At 59.6% G+C, this 19,897-nt stretch carries 24 protein-coding genes; 12 read left to right on the top strand and 12 right to left on the bottom strand.

Annotation, left to right across the window (positions count from 1 at the left end; translation table 11 throughout):
• The first annotated feature begins 104 nt into the window (after positions 1-104).
• From T370_RS0103650 to T370_RS0103625, 5 genes are all read left to right on the top strand, one after another.
• A complete protein-coding gene (locus T370_RS0103650) occupies positions 105-887 on the top strand; it encodes an SDR family oxidoreductase (protein ID WP_029434778.1) in 783 nt (260 codons plus the stop codon).
• Positions 888-911: 24 nt separating this feature from the next.
• A complete protein-coding gene (locus tag T370_RS0103645) occupies positions 912-2,489 on the top strand; it encodes a pyruvate formate lyase family protein (RefSeq protein ID WP_029434777.1) in 1,578 nt (525 codons plus the stop codon).
• Positions 2,476-3,276, top strand: coding sequence for a pyruvate formate lyase family protein (locus T370_RS26060; RefSeq protein WP_282705447.1), 801 nt, complete (start codon positions 2,476-2,478; stop codon positions 3,274-3,276). Before T370_RS0103645 ends, T370_RS26060 begins: the two co-directional genes overlap by 14 nt.
• Before the next feature lie 18 nt (positions 3,277-3,294).
• On the top strand, positions 3,295-4,200 hold the full coding sequence (locus T370_RS0103635; protein ID WP_029434775.1) for a glycyl-radical enzyme activating protein: 906 nt from the start codon (positions 3,295-3,297) through the stop codon (positions 4,198-4,200).
• A gap of 168 nt (positions 4,201-4,368) precedes the next feature.
• Entirely contained in the window at positions 4,369-6,741 is a 2,373-nt protein-coding gene (locus T370_RS0103625; RefSeq protein ID WP_029434774.1) for a glycyl radical protein, read from the top strand.
• Between the two features lie 348 nt (positions 6,742-7,089).
• Here T370_RS0103625 and T370_RS0103620 read toward each other — a convergent pair whose 3' ends face one another.
• The gene (locus T370_RS0103620; protein ID WP_029434773.1) at positions 7,090-8,589 is read right to left on the bottom strand and encodes an FAD-dependent oxidoreductase; all 1,500 of its coding nucleotides are present in this window, start codon (positions 8,587-8,589) and stop codon (positions 7,090-7,092) included.
• 345 nt (positions 8,590-8,934) lie between these two features.
• On the opposite strand from T370_RS0103620, the gene T370_RS0103615 reads away from it, so the two are divergent.
• The 3 genes from T370_RS0103615 (at position 8,935) to T370_RS0103605 (ending at position 10,812) form a co-directional block, all read left to right on the top strand.
• Entirely contained in the window at positions 8,935-9,741 is an 807-nt protein-coding gene (locus T370_RS0103615) for a M15 family metallopeptidase (protein ID WP_029434772.1), read from the top strand.
• Between the two features lie 115 nt (positions 9,742-9,856).
• Positions 9,857-10,348, top strand: a complete 492-nt coding sequence (locus tag T370_RS0103610; protein ID WP_029434771.1) for a cupin domain-containing protein — start codon at positions 9,857-9,859, stop codon at positions 10,346-10,348.
• 29 nt (positions 10,349-10,377) lie between these two features.
• Complete coding sequence (locus tag T370_RS0103605) at positions 10,378-10,812, top strand: 2-thiouracil desulfurase family protein (protein ID WP_005024672.1); 435 nt, start codon at positions 10,378-10,380, stop codon at positions 10,810-10,812.
• A gap of 26 nt (positions 10,813-10,838) precedes the next feature.
• On the opposite strand, the gene T370_RS0103600 is transcribed toward T370_RS0103605, so the two are convergent.
• From T370_RS0103600 to T370_RS0103580, 4 genes are all read right to left on the bottom strand, one after another.
• The gene (locus T370_RS0103600) at positions 10,839-11,903 is read right to left on the bottom strand and encodes a tyrosine-type recombinase/integrase (protein ID WP_029434770.1); all 1,065 of its coding nucleotides are present in this window, start codon (positions 11,901-11,903) and stop codon (positions 10,839-10,841) included.
• On the bottom strand, positions 11,881-12,093 hold the full coding sequence (locus tag T370_RS0103595; RefSeq protein ID WP_029434769.1) for a hypothetical protein: 213 nt from the start codon (positions 12,091-12,093) through the stop codon (positions 11,881-11,883). The genes T370_RS0103600 and T370_RS0103595 overlap by 23 nt, the downstream gene beginning before the upstream one ends.
• Positions 12,094-12,110: 17 nt before the next feature.
• Complete coding sequence (locus tag T370_RS25900) at positions 12,111-12,284, bottom strand: hypothetical protein (RefSeq protein ID WP_227329345.1); 174 nt, start codon at positions 12,282-12,284, stop codon at positions 12,111-12,113.
• A gap of 641 nt (positions 12,285-12,925) precedes the next feature.
• Positions 12,926-13,306, bottom strand: coding sequence for a hypothetical protein (locus T370_RS0103580; protein ID WP_016361050.1), 381 nt, complete (start codon positions 13,304-13,306; stop codon positions 12,926-12,928).
• Between the two features lie 115 nt (positions 13,307-13,421).
• Between T370_RS0103580 and T370_RS0103575 the strand changes: the two genes are divergently transcribed.
• The 4 genes from T370_RS0103575 to T370_RS0103560 all read left to right on the top strand — a co-directional run bounded on the left by T370_RS0103575 (position 13,422) and on the right by T370_RS0103560 (position 15,419).
• The gene (locus T370_RS0103575; RefSeq protein ID WP_345917526.1) at positions 13,422-13,775 is read left to right on the top strand and encodes a helix-turn-helix domain-containing protein; all 354 of its coding nucleotides are present in this window, start codon (positions 13,422-13,424) and stop codon (positions 13,773-13,775) included.
• A 27-nt stretch (positions 13,776-13,802) separates the two neighbouring features.
• Positions 13,803-14,120: a hypothetical protein gene (locus T370_RS0103570; protein WP_029434765.1), complete on the top strand. Its 318-nt coding sequence runs from the start codon at positions 13,803-13,805 to the stop codon at positions 14,118-14,120.
• A 465-nt stretch (positions 14,121-14,585) separates the two neighbouring features.
• The gene (locus T370_RS24095) at positions 14,586-14,741 is read left to right on the top strand and encodes a gamma-interferon-inducible protein Ifi-16 (protein WP_081847472.1); all 156 of its coding nucleotides are present in this window, start codon (positions 14,586-14,588) and stop codon (positions 14,739-14,741) included.
• 192 nt (positions 14,742-14,933) lie between these two features.
• Positions 14,934-15,419, top strand: a complete 486-nt coding sequence (locus tag T370_RS0103560; protein ID WP_005027336.1) for a hypothetical protein — start codon at positions 14,934-14,936, stop codon at positions 15,417-15,419.
• Between the two features lie 285 nt (positions 15,420-15,704).
• Here T370_RS0103560 and T370_RS0103550 read toward each other — a convergent pair whose 3' ends face one another.
• The 7 genes from T370_RS0103550 to T370_RS22595 all read right to left on the bottom strand — a co-directional run.
• Positions 15,705-16,469, bottom strand: coding sequence for a hypothetical protein (locus T370_RS0103550; protein ID WP_051643728.1), 765 nt, complete (start codon positions 16,467-16,469; stop codon positions 15,705-15,707).
• A gap of 17 nt (positions 16,470-16,486) precedes the next feature.
• A complete protein-coding gene (locus T370_RS23415; RefSeq protein WP_051643727.1) occupies positions 16,487-16,891 on the bottom strand; it encodes a hypothetical protein in 405 nt (134 codons plus the stop codon).
• 120 nt (positions 16,892-17,011) lie between these two features.
• On the bottom strand, positions 17,012-17,965 hold the full coding sequence (locus T370_RS0103540; protein ID WP_029434761.1) for a DUF1351 domain-containing protein: 954 nt from the start codon (positions 17,963-17,965) through the stop codon (positions 17,012-17,014).
• Between the two features lie 21 nt (positions 17,966-17,986).
• On the bottom strand, positions 17,987-18,448 hold the full coding sequence (locus T370_RS0103535) for a single-stranded DNA-binding protein (protein ID WP_029434760.1): 462 nt from the start codon (positions 18,446-18,448) through the stop codon (positions 17,987-17,989).
• A 57-nt stretch (positions 18,449-18,505) separates the two neighbouring features.
• The gene (locus T370_RS23410; RefSeq protein ID WP_051643726.1) at positions 18,506-19,363 is read right to left on the bottom strand and encodes an ERF family protein; all 858 of its coding nucleotides are present in this window, start codon (positions 19,361-19,363) and stop codon (positions 18,506-18,508) included.
• A 4-nt stretch (positions 19,364-19,367) separates the two neighbouring features.
• A complete protein-coding gene (locus tag T370_RS26055; RefSeq protein WP_009367990.1) occupies positions 19,368-19,502 on the bottom strand; it encodes a hypothetical protein in 135 nt (44 codons plus the stop codon).
• A partial coding sequence (locus tag T370_RS22595; protein WP_029434758.1) for an HNH endonuclease occupies positions 19,468-19,897 on the bottom strand: 430 nt, incomplete at its 5' end. The genes T370_RS22595 and T370_RS26055, both read right to left, overlap by 35 nt.

The following is a 19,897-nucleotide window of genomic DNA, read 5'->3' as shown; positions in this document are numbered from 1 at the left end:
AATTGAAGAAGAACGGAAGGACCGCCCCAGAACGGGGGAAACTTTTTCGCTGGGACCATATCAGGTTAAGGTTACTACATAAATTTCTAACCCGGAGGTTCGTCATGTCGAACATACCCGTAGCGCTGGTCACGGGCGGAAGCCGCGGCATCGGCAGGGCGGCGGCGGAAGAACTGGCGCGGGAAGGCTACAAGGTAGCCCTGATCGCGCGGACGCCGGAACGCCTCGAAGCGGCGGCAAGGGAACTTGTCGAAACGCTTGGGCTGGACGTGGAGCACGCGCCCGTCACCTTTGCCCTCGACGTGGGCGACGGGCAGGCCGTGGGCGATGCCGTCGACCGGCTGGCGGCGGAATGGGGCCGTATCGACGTGCTGTTCAACAATGCGGGCGTCAGCATCCCCGGCACGCTGGAACTCGGTGCCGACACCCTCGATTTGCTGTACCGGACAAACCTGCGCGCGCCCTTCCTGTTCATGAAACACGTCATCCCGATCATGCGGCGGCAGGGAAGCGGCTACATTTTCAACCTCGCGTCCCGCAATGGGAAAATCGGCGTGGCCGGGCTCGGCGGGTATACGGCCTCCAAGTTCGGGCTCGTGGGGCTCGGGGAAGTGCTCTACCGGGAACTCGCCGCGCAGGGGATCAAGGTCACGACACTGTGCCCCGGCTGGGTGAATACCGACATGGCCTCCGGCGAGGGCTGCGTCCATCCCCCGGAAAAAATGATCCAGCCGGAACAGATCGCCGCGACCATGCGCTGGCTCCTCAGCCTCGGCCCTTCCGTCAGCATCATGGAAGTGCTGCTCGAATGCACGGCGGACGTCGAACGGCGCGCGACCGGAGAACTTCACGCCCTCTACGCCCTGCGGGACGGCACCCCGTCCTGATCCTTTCCCTTTGCGGAGGTTTCCATGATCGACACCACTCAGGGCATGGCGCAGCCGGAACGCGCCCGTTTCCTGAAAGAACGGTTCCTGTCCCGCCGCCCGTCCATCTGCCTTGAAGGCGCGCTCGCCAAGACGCGCGCGTTCAGGAAAACGGAAGGCGAGGCCCTCATCGTGCGGCGGGCCAAGGGATTCAGACGGCATTGCGAAACAAAGACCATCGTCATCGATCCCCGCGAGCTCATTGTCGGGCATCCCGGATGCCGGTCGCGCAGCGCGGTCATCTGCCCCGAGCTGTCCAACACGTGGCTGTGCCGGGAGTTCGACCGGATGCCCGTGCGCGATCAGGATCCCTATGACGTGACCGAGGAGCAGAAACGCCTCTACCGTGAGGAGATTTACCCGTATTGGGTCGGGAAGACCCTGCGCGAACGCTGGAACGGGCAGGCCCCCAAGGATCTGCTCGAACTCATCGCCGTGGGCGGCGTCATCGACAACGACATCAAGATCGAATGCGCGCCCGGCGAAACCACGCCGGAATTTCCGGATCATCTTTTACCCAAGGGCTTCAAGGGTATTCAGGACGAGGCGCAGGCGCTTCTCGATGCCGTGGACCTCACCGTACCCGCCAACTATGAGAAGCGCGACTTCTGGCAGGCGGCCGTCATCGTCAATGAAGGGCTCCGCATCCTCTGCCGCAGGCACGCCGAAGCCGCCGAAGCCCTCGCCGCACGGGAGAGTGACCCCATCCGCAAAGCGGAGCTCCTCAACATCGCTTCCGACTGCGCCTTCCTCGCGGACAACCCTCCCGCCACCTTCCGGCAGGCACTCCAGCAGATCCATTTCCTGTTCATGGGCCTGTACATGGAAAGCAACGCGGGCGGCTATTCGCCGGGCCGCATGGATCAGTATCTCTACCCCTATTATCTGCGTGACCGGGCAGAGGGCATCCTAGACGACGCCACCGCCCTCGAACTCATTGAGTGTTTCTGGATCAAAAGCAACGACGCCGTATGGTACTGGGACGAAGCGGGCATCAAGCACTATGCGGGGTACTGCTCCTTCCAGAATGTCTGCCTCGGCGGGCTCGACCGCGAAACAGGGCAGGACGGCGTCAACGAGCTCACGTACCTCATGCTCAAGGCCACCATCGACCTCCAGATGGTCCAACCCTCCGTGTCCGTGCGCCTGAGCAAGAAGAACCCCGAGGACTATTTCCTTAAAATCGCCGAGCTGGTGAGGACCGGTTCCGGTTTCCCCGCCATCTACAACGAGGAAGTCGGCCTCAAGATGCTCATGAAGAAAGGCGTGCCGCTCGAAAAAGCATGGGACTGGAGCTGCATCGGCTGCGTGGAACCCCTCATGCCCGGCAAGACCTCCCAATGGAGTTCGGCGGGACACTACAATCTCGCCGCCGCCGTGGAGTTCGCCCTCACAAACGGCGTCCATCGCAAGAGCGGCAAGCGGATCGGCCTCGAAACCGGCAATCCCGAAGCCTTCGCCACCTACGAGGTGTTCAAGGCCGCTTTCCATCTCCCAGAACCTCATCGAGCGGCTGCAACAGCAGTTCTTCCCCAACCCGCTCATTTCCATGAGTATCCTTGACTGCGTGGAAAACGGAAAGGATCTCATGCACGGCGGGGCGCGCTACAACGTCGGGCCGGGCATGAACGGCAACGGCGTGGCCGATTTCGCGGATTCGCTCATTGCCGTGAAGAAGCTTGTGTACGACGAAAAACGGCTGCCCATGCACACCCTGCTCGAAGCGCTGGCGGCGGATTTTCAGGGCTATGAGGCCGTGGAACGTATGCTGGCGGAAGATGCGCCCAAGTGGGGCAACGACGATCCCGACGTCGACGCCGTGGTCATGGAGCTGTGCGACTTCATCATCAAAATCCATGCGGAACTCAAGGGCATCCTCGGCAACCCCAAGATGCCCGCGCTGTACCCGGTTTCCTCCAATGTACCGCAGGGGCTGTCCATCGGCGCCCTGCCCTCGGGACGCCGTGCGGGAAAGCCGCTGGCGGACGGCTGCTCCCCCTCGCAGGGCTGCGACCGCTTCGGGCCGACCGCCATCCTGCGCTCGCTGGACAAGATGCCCCATGCCTGCCTCGACGGAGGCACGCTCCTGAACCTCTGGCTCACCCCCGCCGTGGTGCAGGGCGAGGAAGGCGGGCACCGCCTGTCAGCCTTCCTGAAGGCCTTCCTCGACATGGACATCTTCCATATCCAGTTCAATGTGGTCGGGCAGGACATCCTCCGCTGCGCGCAGGAACGGCCCGAGGAATACCGCTCGCTCCTCGTGCGCGTGGCCGGATACAGCGCCTATTTCGTCGAGCTCAGCCGCGAGGTGCAGGACGACATCCTCAGCCGCACGGTCAACACCCTGTAACGCACGGGACGGTCCACCATGAAGGGAGTTCTCGAAAACATCCAGCACTACTGCATCCACGACGGCCCGGGCATCCGCACCGTGGTTTTCCTGAAAGGCTGCCCCCTGCGCTGCCGCTGGTGCTCCAACCCCACTACGCAGGAGCACAAGCCCGAACTGCTGTACCATGCGGATAAATGCTTCTCCTGCGGCCACTGCGCGGAGATCTGCCCGCAGCGCGCCGTCACCCGTGAAGGCGAGGCAGTAATCTTCGACCGTGCCCTGTGCGACGGCTGCGGGCTGTGCGCGAAGGAATGCCCCGGCAAGGCGCTCCAGATCGCAGGGGTCGAACGCAACACGGCGGACGTGCTCGAAGATATCAAAAAGGACATGGCGTTTTACCGCAATTCCGGCGGCGGCGTGACGCTTTCCGGCGGTGAAGTGCTCGCACAGGCGGCCTTCGCCCTTGACCTCATGGCAGCGTGCAAACGCTACGGCATCCATCTCGCGCTGGAAACGTCGGGGTTCGGCAAACGCGAGGATCTGCTTGCCCTCGCGGATGCCGCCGACTGCCTCTTCTACGACGTGAAACATGCGGACGACGACGTTCATCGGGAACTCACCGGACAGGGCTGCGGACTCATCCTCGACAACCTCGACGCCGTGCTGGATCGCGCCGCCGGGAAGCTGACCGTACGCCTGCCGCTGATCCCCGGCCTCAACGACGATGAAGGCCATCTCGAAAACTTTGCCCGCACCATCAAGGCATTGGGCCGCGTACAAGCCGTGGAACTGCTGCCCTACCACCGCCTCGGCAAAAACAAGTACGCCCTGCTCGGACGGGCCTATGCGCTCGAATCCCTCGGACCCATGAGCAAGGAAGACCTTGCCCGCCGTGCAGCGTTCGTCGCGGAACGTCTCGGCGGGACCAAGGTATTGTTCTAGAGCCGACTGCCTTTGAAATGCGGCTCACTCCAAAGGCCCCTTTTCCCGAAAACATCATTCCCGGAAAAACCCACGCCGTGTTGCGGCGCAGAACCTTTCAATACTTGCAGGCACTGTGCTCTCCTGAACTCCCAACCGTTTTTACCGTTATCCACAAAGGACCCCGCCATGCTGACTTCCCGAATCGAACAGCTCAAAAAGCAGTTTTTTACCCATGTTCCCGCCGTCTGTCTTGAGGGCGCGCTCTCCAAGACGCACGTATTCAAGGAAACGGAGGGCGAACCCATGATCGTCCGCCGCGCCAAGGCTTTCAAACGCCACTGCGAAACCAAGACCATCACCATCCAGCCCGGCGAACTCGTCGTCGGCAATGCAGGACGCACCGCACGGACTATCCATATCTGCCCGGAATTGTCCAACAACTGGGTTTACGAAGAACTGGACACGATGGCGACGCGCCCGCAAGACCCTTATGCGATCACCGAGGAGCAGAAAATGCTCTTCCGCAACGAGATCTATCCGTACTGGAAGGGCAAGACCCTGCGCGATTACTGGAACGCGCAAGCCCCCAAGCCCATCCTCGACATCATCTCGGTGGGCGGCGTCATCGACAACGACATCAAGATTGAGTGCACTCCCGGAGACATCGTCCCTGAATTCAAGGAAAACATCTTCGCCAAAGGCTTCGGGGGCATCCGTGCGCAAGCGCAAGCCCTGCTTGAAACCGTCGATCTCAATGATGTGGAAAACTACGACCGGCGCGACTTCTGGGAAGCCATCACCATCACCTGTGACGGTTTTTCCATACTCTGCCGCCGCCACGCGCAGGCCGCCCGCGAGCTGGCCGCCACCGAAAGGGACGGCACCCGCAAGGCCGAACTGCTGGGCATGGCCGAGGCCTGCGACGCTATAGCCGAAAACCCGCCGAAGACCTTCCGTGAAGCCATGCAGCTCCACTACTTCATCTTCGTGGGCCTGTTCATCGAAGGCAACGCGGGCGGCTATTCGCCGGGCCGCATGGACCAGAACCTCTATCCCTACTACAAGCGCGATGTGGAGGCAGGCATCCTCACCGACGCCGAGGCGCTGGAACTCATCGAATGCATGTGGATCAAGTTCGGCGAACAGATCTGGTATTGGAACGAACCCGCAGCGACGCATTACGCCGGATTCTGTGCGTTCCAGAACGTCTGCATCGGCGGCGTGGACATGGACGGGCTCGACGCGGTGAATCCGCTTTCCTACCTCATGCTGCAAGCGACCATCGATACACAGATGGTGCAACCGTCCCTTTCCGTGCGCCTGAGCCGCAAGAACCCCGAGGACTTCTTCCTCAAGATTGCGGAACTCATCCAGACGGGTTCGGGCTTCCCCGCCATCTACAGTGATGATATCGGTATGAAGCAGCTCATGAAGAAAGGCATCCCGCCGGAGCTGGCCCGCGACTGGGTGGGGCTCGGCTGCGTGGAAGCCAACATGCCGGGCAAGATGTCCCAATGGAGTTCGGCGGGGCATTACAACATCGCCGCCGCCGTCGAATTCGCGCTCTCCAACGGCGTCCATCTCAAGAGCGGCAAAAAGCTCGGCCTTGAAACCGGCGATCCGGCATCCTTCACGACCTTTGAACAGTTCCGCGACGCGGTGCATGCCCAGCTCGACCACCTGCTCCGCACCTTCTCCAGTATGCAGAACCTGCTGGAACTCCTGCACCAGCGCTACCTGCCCAACCCCGTGGCCTCGATGGTCCTCCTCGATTGCGTGGAAAAGGGAAAGGATCTCATGCGCGGCGGGGCGCGCTACAACACCGGGCCCGGCATGAACGGCAACGGCGTGGCCGACTACGCCGACTCGATGGTTGCGGTGAAAAAGCTGGTCTTCGACGAAAAAAAAGTGGATATGGCGACCCTCGCGGACGCCGTGAAGCACGACTTCAAGGGCTACGACCCCCTGCTGCGCCTCATCGATGAGGAAGCCCCCAAGTGGGGCAACGACGATCCCGAAGCCGACGCGATGGTCATCGATCTGACTTCATTCATCATCAAGAAGATCGCCGCGTTCCGGGGGCTGCTCGGCAACCAGAAGCTGCCCGCGCTCTATCCGGTGTCTTCCAATGTTCCGCAGGGCATGGCAGTCGGCGCGCTCCCCTCGGGCCGCCGTGCCTTCCGGCCCATTGCGGAAGGCTGTTCCCCCTGTCAGGGCGCGGACCGCACCGGGCCGACCGCCGTACTCCGTTCGCTCGGCAAGCTCCCGCACGCCTGCATCGACGGCGGCACGCTCCTGAACCTCAAGTTCACGCCCGCGTCAGTCGAGGGCGAAGCCGGGCGCATCCGGCTCTCGGCGTTCCTCAAGTCCTTCCTTGATCTTGACGTGTTCCATGTCCAGTTCAACGTGGTGGGCCACGAAGTCCTGCGCTGCGCTCAGGCCCACCCCGAGGAGTACAAATCCCTTCTGGTCCGTGTAGCCGGATACAGCGCCTATTTCGTCGAACTCAGCCGCGAAGTGCAGGACGACATCCTCAGCCGCACGGCCCACGCGCTGTAAAAAGGAGAATGCCTCCGGCGGGCAGGGCTCTGCCCTGCACCCGCTGGGGGAAATGATTTCCCCCAGACCCCCTCGGCTATGGCTGTATGCGATTTGGGGGAAAAGACTCCATTCTTCCATAATAAACAGAAAGGCGGAGAAAAACTTCTCCGCCTTTTTTCATTTTTTACTATCCACAATAGTAATATATTACCCTCTTTTTCCCACGATGCTCAGCAAAATCTCGAACAGGGATTCGATAACGTCAAAAGTCTTTGGAGGGAGAGGGGAGGGTTTGGGAGGGGGGGAGGGAACCTTTCCTCAGATAAGGTTCCCTCCCCCCTCCCAATGCTTTCTTCCCCCAATCCACTACACCTTCTTCGCCATGACGTTGCGCCCGGCGAGCATACCGAACACGCAGCAATCAAGAATGGCGCAACCGCCAAGACGCATGGCCCCGTGAACGCCCGAGGTAGCCTCGCCCGCCGCGTAAAGGCCGGGAATGGGCGCGTCGTCGAGCACGCTCACCACTTCAGCCTTGGGCGTGATGAGCGCCCCCGCAAGGCTGTAGGTCAGGTTCGGCTTCACCATCACCGCATAGTACGGCGGCTTGTCCACCTTGTTGTTCTTGGTCTTGGCGAAATCGGCCTTGAAAGCCGTATCTTCGCCCTTCTCCGCCATCGCGTTGTATTCCTCAATGGTCGCCTTGAGCGCATCCAGCGGAATCTTGTAATGCTCCGCCAAATCTTCAAGGCTGTCATGCTTGGTCACATAGCCCGCACCGGCGTTCTTTTCCATGCGGTGCTTGTTTTCCACCAGTTCGTAGGCATCGCCGTCAAGAATGGACAAGGGCATCCGGCGCCCGTTGGAGGCCAATACCTTGCTTGCGGCGTGGAAGATAGCCACACGATCCGCGCTTTCGCTCACGAACCGCTTGCCCGTGGCAGGGTCGATCATCATGCCGAGCGGCTGCTCGTCCGTGCACGGGAAGGCCGGGCGGTACAGCGTGCCGTTGATCATGCGGGCCCCGGCGGCGGCAAGCATACGATACCCGGAAGCCGTCGCGCCGGGATGCTCGGTCGTGAACGCACCGTCAAACTGGGGCAGTTCCTGCGACCGGAAGGCGCGATCCGCCTCAAAGCCGCCGGTACAGCAGATTACGCCCCGTTTCGCCCGGTAGCGCACGGGCGTCCCGCCCTTGTTCTCGAGATCGTCCGATTTGAGCCGCGTATTGAAATGGTAATCCGTACGCGCCGCAACGCCTTCGACCCGTCCGTCACGATCGAGCAGCAACCGGTCGACCTTGCAGCACAAGATGAGCTGGCCGCCCATCTTGAGATAGCTTTCGCGCAGGGGAGCCAATAGACCCGTCGCGCCGTTGTAGTCGGGCTGAAGCAGGCGCTTGGCGGTCATGCCGCCGGGCATCATCACGGTATCCTTGAATTTCGCGCCGTGTTTGACGATAAAATCGAATGCCTCGACGCCGTTGCCCACCAGGGTCTTCGTCAGTTCGGGATGGCAGAAGCCTTTCCCGGCCTTGAGCAGATCCTTGAGCATGGCTTCGGGAGAGTCTTCAATGCCTTGTGCCTTTTGGAACGGGCTGCCGGGCACGGAGATGGTCCCGTTGCTGATAGCCGTGGAACCGCCGATCATGCCCATTTTTTCGAGCAGGGCCACGCGCTTGGCTCCGCTCTCAAGAGCCGACAGGCCCGCCACGAACGCGGCGAGGCCGCTGCCGATGACGATGACGTCGAAGGTCTCGGTCCAGTCGGCGTCCTTGGGTTTCCGGGGCTTGGCGAGGGCCGGAGCCGCCGCGAGACCGCACAGGGCCACTGCGCCCGTCTGGATAAAAGCTCTGCGTGTTTTCATAAGGACCTCCGAACAGCATTTCCCAAGGCTCTAGAAAGAATAATCGCGGGTGTCAACAGAAAGCGCGCGTCCGAAAGCGGCCTTGCGGGGCGCGCCGGAGCGCATTCGAGAAAAATCCCCCAAAGGCAACGGCATGATCCGAGCATCAAAAGATTTTTCCGTTCCCCCGCGTCGCTCAACAATCCGCCGCACCGCTTCGAATATGCCGGAAAACCAATGTGCTTGGCAAAAAGATATACAGGCTTCGACATTTCCGGCATTCCGCAGTAGAACCGCTCTCGGGCGCCATTCCGGAAATCAGAGAAGAACGCCCTGCCGAGCCAAAAGCTCCTCAAGGAACGACCGATGCGCAAACTGATTTTCTGCCTCTGTTGCCTGCTCTGGGCCATCCCGGCCTGTGCCGGCGATCTCGAATTGGATCTTGAATGTCTGCAAGAAGCCTACCCCGGATTCATTACGGGCACGGAAACCGACGACGCGGGGCATGTGTGGTTCCTCACCAAGAACGGCGGACGTCTCCTCTATGATGACGGGAAAATGAAAAGCCATGCGGAACTGCTGGAAAATGCGGATATTGAGGACGCCATGCGCCAGCCTTACCCGCTGGAACCCGAACGCCCGGATTTCGCGCCCGATGAGGAGCCGGGGCGCATCCGCTGTTATCCCCTGCTCAAGGCTTTGTACGGGGCGGACCAGCGTTCCGTGGAACGGGGAATCGTCCGTACGCTGTTCGGCGGCAAGACCAAGGTGCGCCTTGCCGCCCCCGCCGCCGAAGCGTTCCAGCGCATCGACGCGGCGTGGAAACTCCGGCCCGCCGATCCCGAACTGAACAGCTATTTTTCGCCCATCTACGGCTACTTCTGGCGCGCCATCGCCAAAACGAACCGCCTGAGCCCCCACAGCTTCGGGATTGCGGTGGATCTCAATCCCGACAAGGGTCCGTATTGGCAATGGAGCAAACTCCGCCCGCATCCGTTGCAGAAGACCTTCCCCTCCGCCATCGTCTCACTCTTTGAGGACAACGGCTTCATCTGGGGCGGAAAGTGGGAGCATTTCGACCTCATGCATTTCGAGTACCGCCCCGAACTGATCATCAAGGCGAAAAAATTGCGGGCACAGGCGAACGGGGAAAAGCCCGAAGACGCATCGTAGCACAGTGGCGCAGTGGAAAAAGCGGCCCGGCACTGTCCGCGCCTGAGGCATGAAAAAGCCCGCTGCGACTGATGCGGTCGCGGCACCCTCCAATCACACGCTTAAGGAAGAAAAAATGGATCCTCAGAAACTGGTAGAGCATTTCAACATGTCCCCGCATCCTGAAGGCGGTTTTTTCGCCGAGACATATCGCAGCCAAGGAGCGATCCCCGCCGACGCCCTGCCCGGTTTCGGAGGGACGCGGAACTTCTCCACGGGCATCCTGTTCCTCTTGCGCCGGGGAGAATATTCCCATCTGCACCGGCTGAAACAGGATGAGATGTGGCATTTTTATCTCGGAGCCCCCCTGCGGCTGGCGATAGTCAGGCCGGACGGGACCGCAGAAGAAGTCCTTTTGGGGCAGGATGTACTCAACGGCCAGTACCTCCAATACACCGTCCCAGGCGGCTGTTGGTTCGGCGCTACTCCGGCGGAAGGCTCCGATTTTGCGCTTGTGGGCTGTACCGTGGCTCCGGGATTTGATTTTGCGGATTTTGAAATGGCCGATCCCGACGTTCTGGGGCAGACCTTCCCCCACGCCGCCGGGCTGGTACGTGAATTCTGTTAGAGTAATAGGGCGTTAGGATGGAGCCGAACATGTCCAAACAGTATGTGGTCAGCGCGTGTCTGGCGGGTGAATCCTGCCGGTATGACGGAGGCTGCTCTCCTTGTCCGGCGGTACAAGCGCTGGTCCGCACGGGGCAGGCCTTACCGGTGTGCCCGGAAGTCCTCGGGGGGCTTCCGACGCCGCGCGTCCCCTCGGAAATCAGGGGCGGGCGTGTCGTCGCCAAAGACGGAACGGACGTGACCGGTGCCTTTACCTGTGGGGCGGAGGAAGCTTTGCGGCTGGCGTTGGAAAACGGCTGCACAGCGGCGATCCTCAAGGCCCGCTCTCCTTCCTGTGGATCCGGGGAAATCTATGACGGCTCCTTTACCGGAACCCGCGTGCCGGGCGAAGGCGTTTTCGCCCGTATGGCACGTGAGGCGGGACTCGAAATCTGGAGCGAGGAGACGTTCACCGAAGGAAGATAGCTTTTATGCTCAATACATTATTTTTATTAATTATATAATTGTTTTTCTGCACCATTCCGCACCAAGTTGGTGCAATCAGGGAGGCATGTAGCTGCACGCCGTTGGGATGATGCCAGCGCATGAGTGTAGAATGCCCCTGTTGTGGTGATGTTCTTGTGCCCAAGTTGCGCGGCCACTGCTGCGATGTCCACCCCATTTGCCAGCATTTCGGAAGCAGCAATATGCCGTAACGCGTACATAGGCATAAGTACGCCGATTTTTTTACATGCTCTATCCCATGACTTGTGGTACATGGAGGAGGTCACTGCCGTGCCTTTTCTCCCACGGCAAACGAGGGTTTTTCCAGCTGCCATGTCTGACTTGAACCGTAGCCACGCTTCGGCAAGATATGCCTCTGGCGGGAATACAAGTTTTGTAGTACAAACTTTCGGCATGTAAACGCACACGGTTCTAGCCTTCCAGTCGAATGCCGACCATTCGAGACGGAAAAGTTCGGATATGCCGGGACGCAGACATAGGGCAATGGCGGTTTGGGCTGCCCATTGAAGCCACGGCGGGAGCACAGGAAAGAGTTTGTGAAAGTCTTCCAGCGTTCCCGTCCGTGGCTTGTTTTTTGCGCCTGGGAGTTGCCGATATTTCCCCCAAGGATTCTCGTGGAGCAAATCCTGTTCGACGCACCAATTGATTGCGGCCTTGAGTTTTGAAACGTAGGAGTTGATGCTTGTCATAGTTAGACCATCATTCCTGCACCTCTCGCGCACATTTTCGAGGTCACGACGTGTCAATGTGTCAACAAAACGGTCGGCAATAAACTCCGCTGGACCTTCCCGGTGATAGCCGTTTTGCCTGTCATGACCACAGACCAAAAACTCGTACGTTGCTATGGTTTTTTCGGCGTACTCAGTGTTCTTTAAGTACACCAGCACCGCCTCCAACAGCGTCAGGCGCGTGTTTTCCACCTTATCATATTGGCAATCCGCATCGAACTGCCGAGCCTCTTCATCAGTACGGAAAGAGCGCTGTTTCCAGCGCCCTTCTTCATCTTTGAACTTGACGACAAATCTGCCGTCACCGCGCTTTGCTACGCTCATGAAAACCTCTCTTCAAGCCAGCAAAAAGCGCCTTCCCTGATTCTGGGGATAGCCTATCGCGGGAAGATTTTCTAGTCCCTTGGTTGAGTTCGAGCAGTTCGAGAAACCGTTGGTAGAGACGTTGGTCTTCAATCTCTAACTCCCGACGCCGCTGTACGATTGAGCGGATTTCCGAGATTGTCGTTTCCATAGTTGTCTCCTTTCATCCTACGCGGCCCGCTCGTACACCCGCGTCCCAATCTCGGCGATTCGCGGGTCGACCTTTTCGAGCGCATTGCACAGCGTGGTCAGCGTTTTGAGCAGGTTGTGCCAGTGAAGACCCCGGAAGTAGGCGGGGCAGGTGTTCCGGCAATCTTCAAGGAAGGTCAGCCCGGCCCACATCCCGGCACCCCATTGTGTCCAGCGGGAAGCGTCGCCGGCAGCGGCCTGAATATCCCCGACGTGCCCGGCGAGGATATGGAACCTCCTGTCGAGATCTCGCTTTGCGCCAGCAGACAGCCTGCGCTGGACATCATCGCTACAAGGAAAGCCCCTTTCGGGGCTACTTCGGTTCGCGGGGTTCGGGGATACACCTCATATTCCATGCGTCGCGCATATTTTTGGCGCTACGCCATCCGATAGATCTTACGATATACCAAGAAAAAACATATGAGAACGAGGTTATGCCAAGCCACTCAGCATGGTATGGTGGAGCCCCGATATATCGACCATGATAGATTACAGTCGGAAGTTTCCCGGTGAATGGGCATGGAAGCAAGTCAAGGCCGCCCCATACGACTTCCTTTTCCCCTTCCGGCTCATTTGGCGACGCAACGCGCCATTCCAGCCCATTGGGGATATGCCATTTCCATCCGTCCCATCTCGCACAACTCGGAAAATAAATATCAGGTTGGCATAGGGGAGAAAAGAGTTTCTCCGACCACTCCGGCTGCATGACCAGTCCCAGAATCTCCTGTGCGGGGATACGCCAGCGATATACTAGCTTGGCATCCGTAGGCTGCTGCTCGCTCCACAACGTCCAGCTATCCATCATATCCTCCTTGTTCCTTCGGTTCACGGGGTTCGGGGATGGGGCCTGCCCATTGGCCGCCGATGTCTTCCACGTGTTCCGCGTCATAGGCGCTGTGGTCATACGTTATCAGCCCGTGTATTGTCGGTATAAGCCTCACGTTGTATATCCAATGCTTACTGCCTGCATCCCACCTCCACCAATAGTTTCCTACCTCTTTCGGCGGCTCGTCCGTCCACGTCAGGTCACGGGGCATGGCGTTCCATGCGGCAACAGCCTCAGCGACGGTTTTTCTTGACGGGCCAGCCATGCGGCATTTTCGCATGTTCCCGCAGGCGACCCAGAGCTCTGACCCGTTGAAGGACCCACCAAGTAACGTCAGTTCTTCGGACATGGTTCCTCCGCGTTCTTGATAGCTACCCACTGCTTCGGTTCACGGGGTTCGGGGATGGGGCCTGCCCATTCATCGTCTGGTTCTACTTTCCACCTCACTGGCAGCGTGATCGGCAATATCACTGGCTTTCCAAGACGCCTATGAGCGGATACTTCAGTCCACGGGCCTGCGCACGCAAACGGATATCGCCGCTATGCTCGGTGTGAAGCAGAGCAGCATCTCGGATGCGAAACGGCGCAACCACATCCCCGATTCTTGGATCTTGACGCTTTTCAATAAGAAAGGCCTCAATCCCTCGTGGATCCGCACCGGAGAAGGCCCGCAGTATGTGGCGGGAACGGATACGCCCCCGACGCCTGTTTTGTCGGAACAGCAGGCGGCAGAGAGCCTTGAGCCGATACTCCGGGCGGCCCTGCTCGGCGTGGTTCCCGAGCTTGCCGACCAGCTCAGGCAAAAGATGAACCCATAACCTCAACACGCATCACACGGAACGGTAATGAACGACGCTGAAATCATGGAACTCGTTGATGAGGTCAGAAGGTGCGAACGCGCCGTGCAACAGGCGAAGAACGCTCTTGAAGTAGCCAAACGTGACGCCGCCGTCGCCGCCTGCCCCTACAAGGAAGGCGATATCGTCTCCGGATGGGATCGCGACGGCACCAGTCCGGCAAAGGTCGACAAAATCCTGTTCACCCCCTCCTACCCCTACTACGACCTGCGCGTGCTCCCCATCACGGAAGGGGGCAAACCATCCCGACGGCACAGGTACGCCTACAACGTGCTGGATGTAACACCATACGAAGGCGACGAATGACCCCAAACGAAAGGCGGCTCACTTTGATGTGGGTCGCCTTTCGTTTGGGTGTTGTGGGCAATTGGTCCTGGAAGGGGGTGATGCCGATGAAGTGGCTAGGCGTCCGACCAGATACTTCTAAGCCGCCTACACGGCGGATAACCCGGTGACGGGAACGCGCTGTCGCTCCGGTTCTTCTAAGCCGCCTACACGGCGGATAACACATTTTTTAGTCACATAACCAGCAACATATTCTTCTAAGCCGCCTACACGGCGGATAACGCATTTCGGATGCCGCTGCTCAATTCGGTCAACTTCTAAGCCGCCTACACGGCGGATAACTAGAGGCTTTTACAAAAGTATCTCTGCTTTTCAGTAGGTTACACCTGAAAAGACTTCAGAAGCTTCGCTTTTCCTCTCTATTTGTAACTACCTTATTCTCAATCTCTTTTTTAGACAACTTTTTTATGAAGCCAAAGGAAAGATATGATCACCCCCGAAGAACTCGACTACATCCGAACCGCCGCCATTGGCGACATGCTCGGAGACTCCAAGGCGCTCGACGAGATGGGGTCAGCGGCTACCATTTTCAGGCTGTGCCGGGAACTGGAACATGCCCAGAATGAAAAAACAGAACTGTAAGAAGTTGTCGTCCGTATTTACAAGGCACTAAAGGGATAAAAATGATATGAACCCAACAAAAGAAGAGCGCGACCAGTGGCGCGAAAGACTGTCATCACCATACACATGCTTTGATGCGGCCCATGCGGACTTCACCATCCGGCTACTTCGTGGAGAAAATATGACCCCAACCAAAAGAGCTAGGAGAAGTGAATGAGTACGTTGACGTTGAATCTGAGTGAGAAGCTGGTGAAGGACATCATCGAGAGTGATGCCAGTTTGAAGGCCGAGATCGACGCCTTGGTCATCGACAAGGCCGCGAAGAGTTTCCTCACCAAGGGTATCGAAAAGCGCGTTGAACGGATGATAAAGAACGATCTGTCCGACTCCGTAAATAAAGCTATTGAAAAGTACATTCAAAGTGGCGCATTCGGGCTGAACCACTATAGCACCATCAAAGAGGTCCTGTACGACAGGATTGCTTCTTTGGTAGATGCCGAGGTTGAAAAGAGAATTAGAAAGAGCATCGAGGAATATGCTGAGGTCAAGATCAAAGAACTTGTCGATACCAGATTGGGTAAAGAGAGTGATACGATTCTTTTATACATTGATCGTGTCATAGAATTTAAGATCAACAGCATCATCGCCGGATTGATGGATATGAGAAAGAAGGAAGGTGGGGCATGTGTGAGGAACTGACGTTGCTACCGTGCCCGGCGTGCAAAAATACCAATGTGGTCCTGAGAGCATATACGAGAGCCTACGGGTTCTGTACTGCGTGCGGGATGTGTGGCCCTTGCGCTCCAAAGGTTAACGCGGAATATGCGATCAGGCAATGGAACGCCTTCCCCCGCGCGCTGGAGTGGACGGACAGCCGTCCGAAGGTGCCCGGGTGGTACTGGTTCAGAAACGGAGGCGCCAAGGCATGGCAAGTTCTCCTGTGAAGCCCCCGGTCTGATGAAGCCAAACCGGGGGCGTGGGGTGCTACGCGATGACCTTCACGCCTTCAGGCAGGTTTTCAAGCAACCATGTGCGGATGTTGGCGATGGCTTCCAGCTTCCACGCGCCGCCGTCGCACTCGATGAGCTTGCAGGCCAGCGGGCTAGACTGGAGCCTGAACACGACCTTGTGCGCGGGCTGCGCGACTTCCGCGAAGGTGCTGAACGGGAAGACGACCGCCGGGGACGGTACGGGAACTTCTGCCTTGCGTGCCGCGCCCTGCCGGATGGACACTTCCTGCGACACGCCGTCGTCCTGTACGCGGACTTCGGAGGTGTCCACGAGGTTGCCGCTGATCTTGATGAGCGCATCGAGATCGTCCGAGGGGACAAAGCAGGACTGGAGATAGGGGACGAACTCGTCGGGAGAGGTCCAGCTTCCAAAACGGTGGGCAGGGATGACGGCGTCGGCCCGCATGTACGTGGTGCGCTGTTTCCAGCCCCCGAAGGGGACGGACATAACCCTCACGGTCGTCACATCGCAGACGTGGACAAGGAGCTTGTCGAGTTCCAGCCCGTCGGGGTTCTGGTTGAGGTAATCCACCACGGCCTGCAAGGTGCCCACGGTGAGCGTGTCCTGTTCCGCGTCATGGAGGCGTTGCCATTCCCCTTCCGGGTCACGCTTGTAGAACCGCAACCCGTCTTCCGTGACATGAACGGGAAGCGTAGCCTTGGCCTTGCCGTCAAGGGATTCGAGTTCCCGGCCTACGCCGATGAGGTGCCTGTCAGCTTCAATACGGTTGATTTCCATGTGATTTTTTCCTTTTGTTACTGGTTGATGGGATGTTCCTCAGCCTTCTTGAACGGGGTGACGTTCACGGTCACGCTGCCATTGCCCCTGAGTTCCGTAGGGGACGTGCCGTCAAAACGGTACTGGTCGGGGCGGTTGTCGGTGAAGGACTCGAACAGCATGGGCGCGCCGTCCAGCTTGTCGAGCACGACCGGGATGGTCTGCGGCTCCTGCGGCTGGAGGTTGGTCGTCACGACCGCCTTGGATGCGATCAGCGTCCGGCTCTCGTCGGGCTTGAATGTGATCTTGAGGGTGACGGTGCGGGGCTTGTCCGGCGGTGTGTTCACGTCCGCGATGTTGTCCGCGACCTTGGCAAGCGCGATGTTGACGGCTTCGACCACGCCGCCGTTGTTCATGGTTCGCATGTCGAGAGGGCTGCTCATGGCTCTTTCTCCTTTGGGTAAAAGAAAGCCCGCTGTGATGCGGGCGGATTGGCATTGTGCCGGGGTACATGCCCCCCGGCGGGCTGTATGGGGACGGCGCGGGAGGTGGGCGCCGGAGGGTTAGAAAACTGTGACCAGGCCGACCGTGCGGAGCAGGGCAAGGGCCTCCTGTACGGTATCCTCGTACTTCGGCGCGTACTTGACGCTGAGGGTCAGGGTACAAGCCACGTTCACGGGCGGGGCGAAGGGAAAGCCCTCCTCCTGCTCAATGAACGAATCGGGGCGCGGCTCCGCAGGTTTGACGACGTGGGCGGGCTTGCTCTCTTCGCGGGCCTTGGCTTCCGCCGCATACGCCTGCCCGATGATGCCCGCGGCGTCCTCGCCGGAAATGTCCGGCGTCAGGCAGGCCGCAAACTTCGACAGGGGAAGCGCGAAACCGTGTTGTTCCGCCTGAGCCTTTGCCGTGGCCTCCACCAGCGCGATGCGGTCGGCTTTGGCCTGTTCCATCCGGCGGGTTTCTTCGCACTCCCGCTTGTATGCGGCGATGATCCGTTTGATATCCTCGTGGATCTCGGCTTGCCGCGTGGACTTGTTCAGCCATGATGGGTTGATGGGGATGTCCAGTTCCGGCACGCCTTCACAGCTCTTGATGTTGTCGACGGTAAACTGGACGGCTGCGCGTCGGCCTTCACGGTCGCGCCGCTCGAAGTCCTTGACCTGCATGTCCAGCGCAGCGCGGGCATCCACGATGCGGGCGATCAGCGCCTTGACCTCGGCGTCGAACCCGTCCAGCGGCCCGGCAATCCGCCGCTTGATGTCCTTCCGGGCGTTGTCCATCCGTTCCCTGAGCCTGTTCAGCCCCGCCATTTCGTTCTTGATGGCGGGCACGTCGGCTTCCTGTACCTCCAGCCCCGCATACTGGCCTAGGACGGCATCCAGCAGGGCGGATACGGCGTCCTTGTCCCATGTGATGACCAACGGCGTCGCGGTGACGTTCAGGTCCAGCAGGGCGATCCCGGCGGGTTGCTCCTGCGCGGGCGGGAGGGCTTCCAGAATTTCTGCGGTCTGTGCCATATTCTATCCTATTGGTTTTGCCTAAAAAGGCACGTCATCGAGGCCGGAGGCTTCGGAAGGGAAGGCGGGGCCGAGGTCTTCATAGTCGGCGGAGTGCCGCCTCTGTGTCTGGCGTCCGCCTCCCTGTCGGCCCTGTTGCCCGTCGCCGTCCGCCTTGCGGTCGAGGAACTGGACGCGCTGCCCCTGAATCTCGGTGACGTAGCGGTCCTGCCCCTGCTGGTCCTGATACTTGCGGGTGGAGAGCCTGCCCTCGACGAACACGAGGCTCCCCTTGGCAAGGTACTGCGAACAGGTTTCGGCCTGCCGGTCCCAGAAGACGACCTTGTGCCATTCCGTCTTGTCGACCTTTTCGCCCCGGTCGTTGGTGTAGCCCTCATCCGTAGCCACGTTCAGGCTGCATACGGGCTTTCCGGCCTGGGTGTAGCGCATCTCGGGATCGCGCCCGAGCCTTCCGATGATCATCACCTTGTTGAGGCTGCTCATACAATCTCCTGCTGAGGGAAAGAAAAGCCCCGCCTGATTATCAGGGCGGGGCTGTTGTTACGCGGCGCGTTCCTTGTCCTGCGCTTCGATCTTGCGCTGCCGTTCCCGGTAGGCGGCGTAGATGGCCTCACTGTCCGGGTGGTTTTCCGGGATGCCGAGCCGGGTTGCCGCCTCCTTGAGCGCGGTTGCGGTTTCCGCCGCTTCAAAGGCGGCGATCACGGCGTCCAGCGGCACGAATTCGGGCGGGGTTCCGGCTTCGGCCTCGGCCTTGGCCTCGATTTCCCGGCGCTTCTTGCCGAACATGTTCTTGACCGCCTCGTAGTCCGGGTGTTCCTCAGTAATCCGATGGCGGTTGTAACAGGCGACGAACCCCGCACTGTCCCGCACTTCGCTCAACGCCTTGGCGAGGGCGGCGAGGTTCACGCGCTCGGGCTTGGGCTGCGGGGCGGACTCGGGGGTATTGCGCCGGGGCGGTTCCCGGTCGGCGTCCCGCCTCCATGCACCTTCCCCGTCGTCATCATCGTCGGCCACCACGCCGACCAACGCCGAAAGGGAATAGCGCCGGGCGTAGGTGATGGCGCTGCCCATTGACTGGATGGCGTTCTTGGAGCCCGTGTTGTCGTAGGGCATCCTGCATTCCGATGCCAGCCATTGCCCCGACTCGTGCATCAGCATCGTCCTGACGTGCGCAACCCCTTCCGAGGGGAGGACAATCTGCGCGATGGAGAGGCCGTGCTTCGGAAGCACCTTGCGGACGGCGTCGATCATCGCCGTCAGGTCAGCGTATTTGCGCTTGAGCTTTCCCTCCTTCCCGACGGCGGCGGTGGAGTTCTTTTCTGCGGGTTCAAGCTCGCCCTGCGCGGCGGCAAGGGCCTTCGCCAGTTCGTTGATCTGTTCGCTATGGGTATCGCACATATACTTACTCCCCGCCTTCTTCCGTTTCCGTGTGCTTGCGCCGGTTCCGCGCAAAGGCGGCATTGCCCGCCGCGATCATGAGTTCCTCGTCCGTCCAGTCCCCATCAAGTTCGGGGTAAGCGTCGTCCGTCCAGTTCATCACGGATCTCCTGCAATTCATTGGCGATGGTCAGCAACCTTCTTCTCATTGCCAAATCCAGTTTTTGTCGGGCGCTCAGGTGTCCCGCCTCATTGTTGCATGAGGCACAGGCAAGGGTCAGGTTCCGCAAGCTGTCCAGTCCGTTTCCGGCAAGCGGCACGATATGTTCCACGGTTGCCGTCTCGGGGGTCAGGACCCGCCCGCAGTACATGCAGACCCAACCGTCCCTTTCCGCGATGGAACGGATCAACAGGTTACGCTCGCGGGCATTTCGGGGCCTCCGCTCACGTTTTCCCCCGCCCTCCCACTTCCGCTGATCAAGAAAGGCGTTGAAAGCATCCTGCGCCCCGTTGATTCCTTTTGTGATTTCGCCGTCTTTGTTCCTGTAGAGCACG

It is taken from the genome of Bilophila wadsworthia ATCC 49260 (assembly GCF_000701705.1).
Taxonomy (GTDB): domain Bacteria; phylum Desulfobacterota; class Desulfovibrionia; order Desulfovibrionales; family Desulfovibrionaceae; genus Bilophila; species Bilophila wadsworthia.
This window is presented reverse-complemented; position numbering and strand designations above follow the sequence as displayed.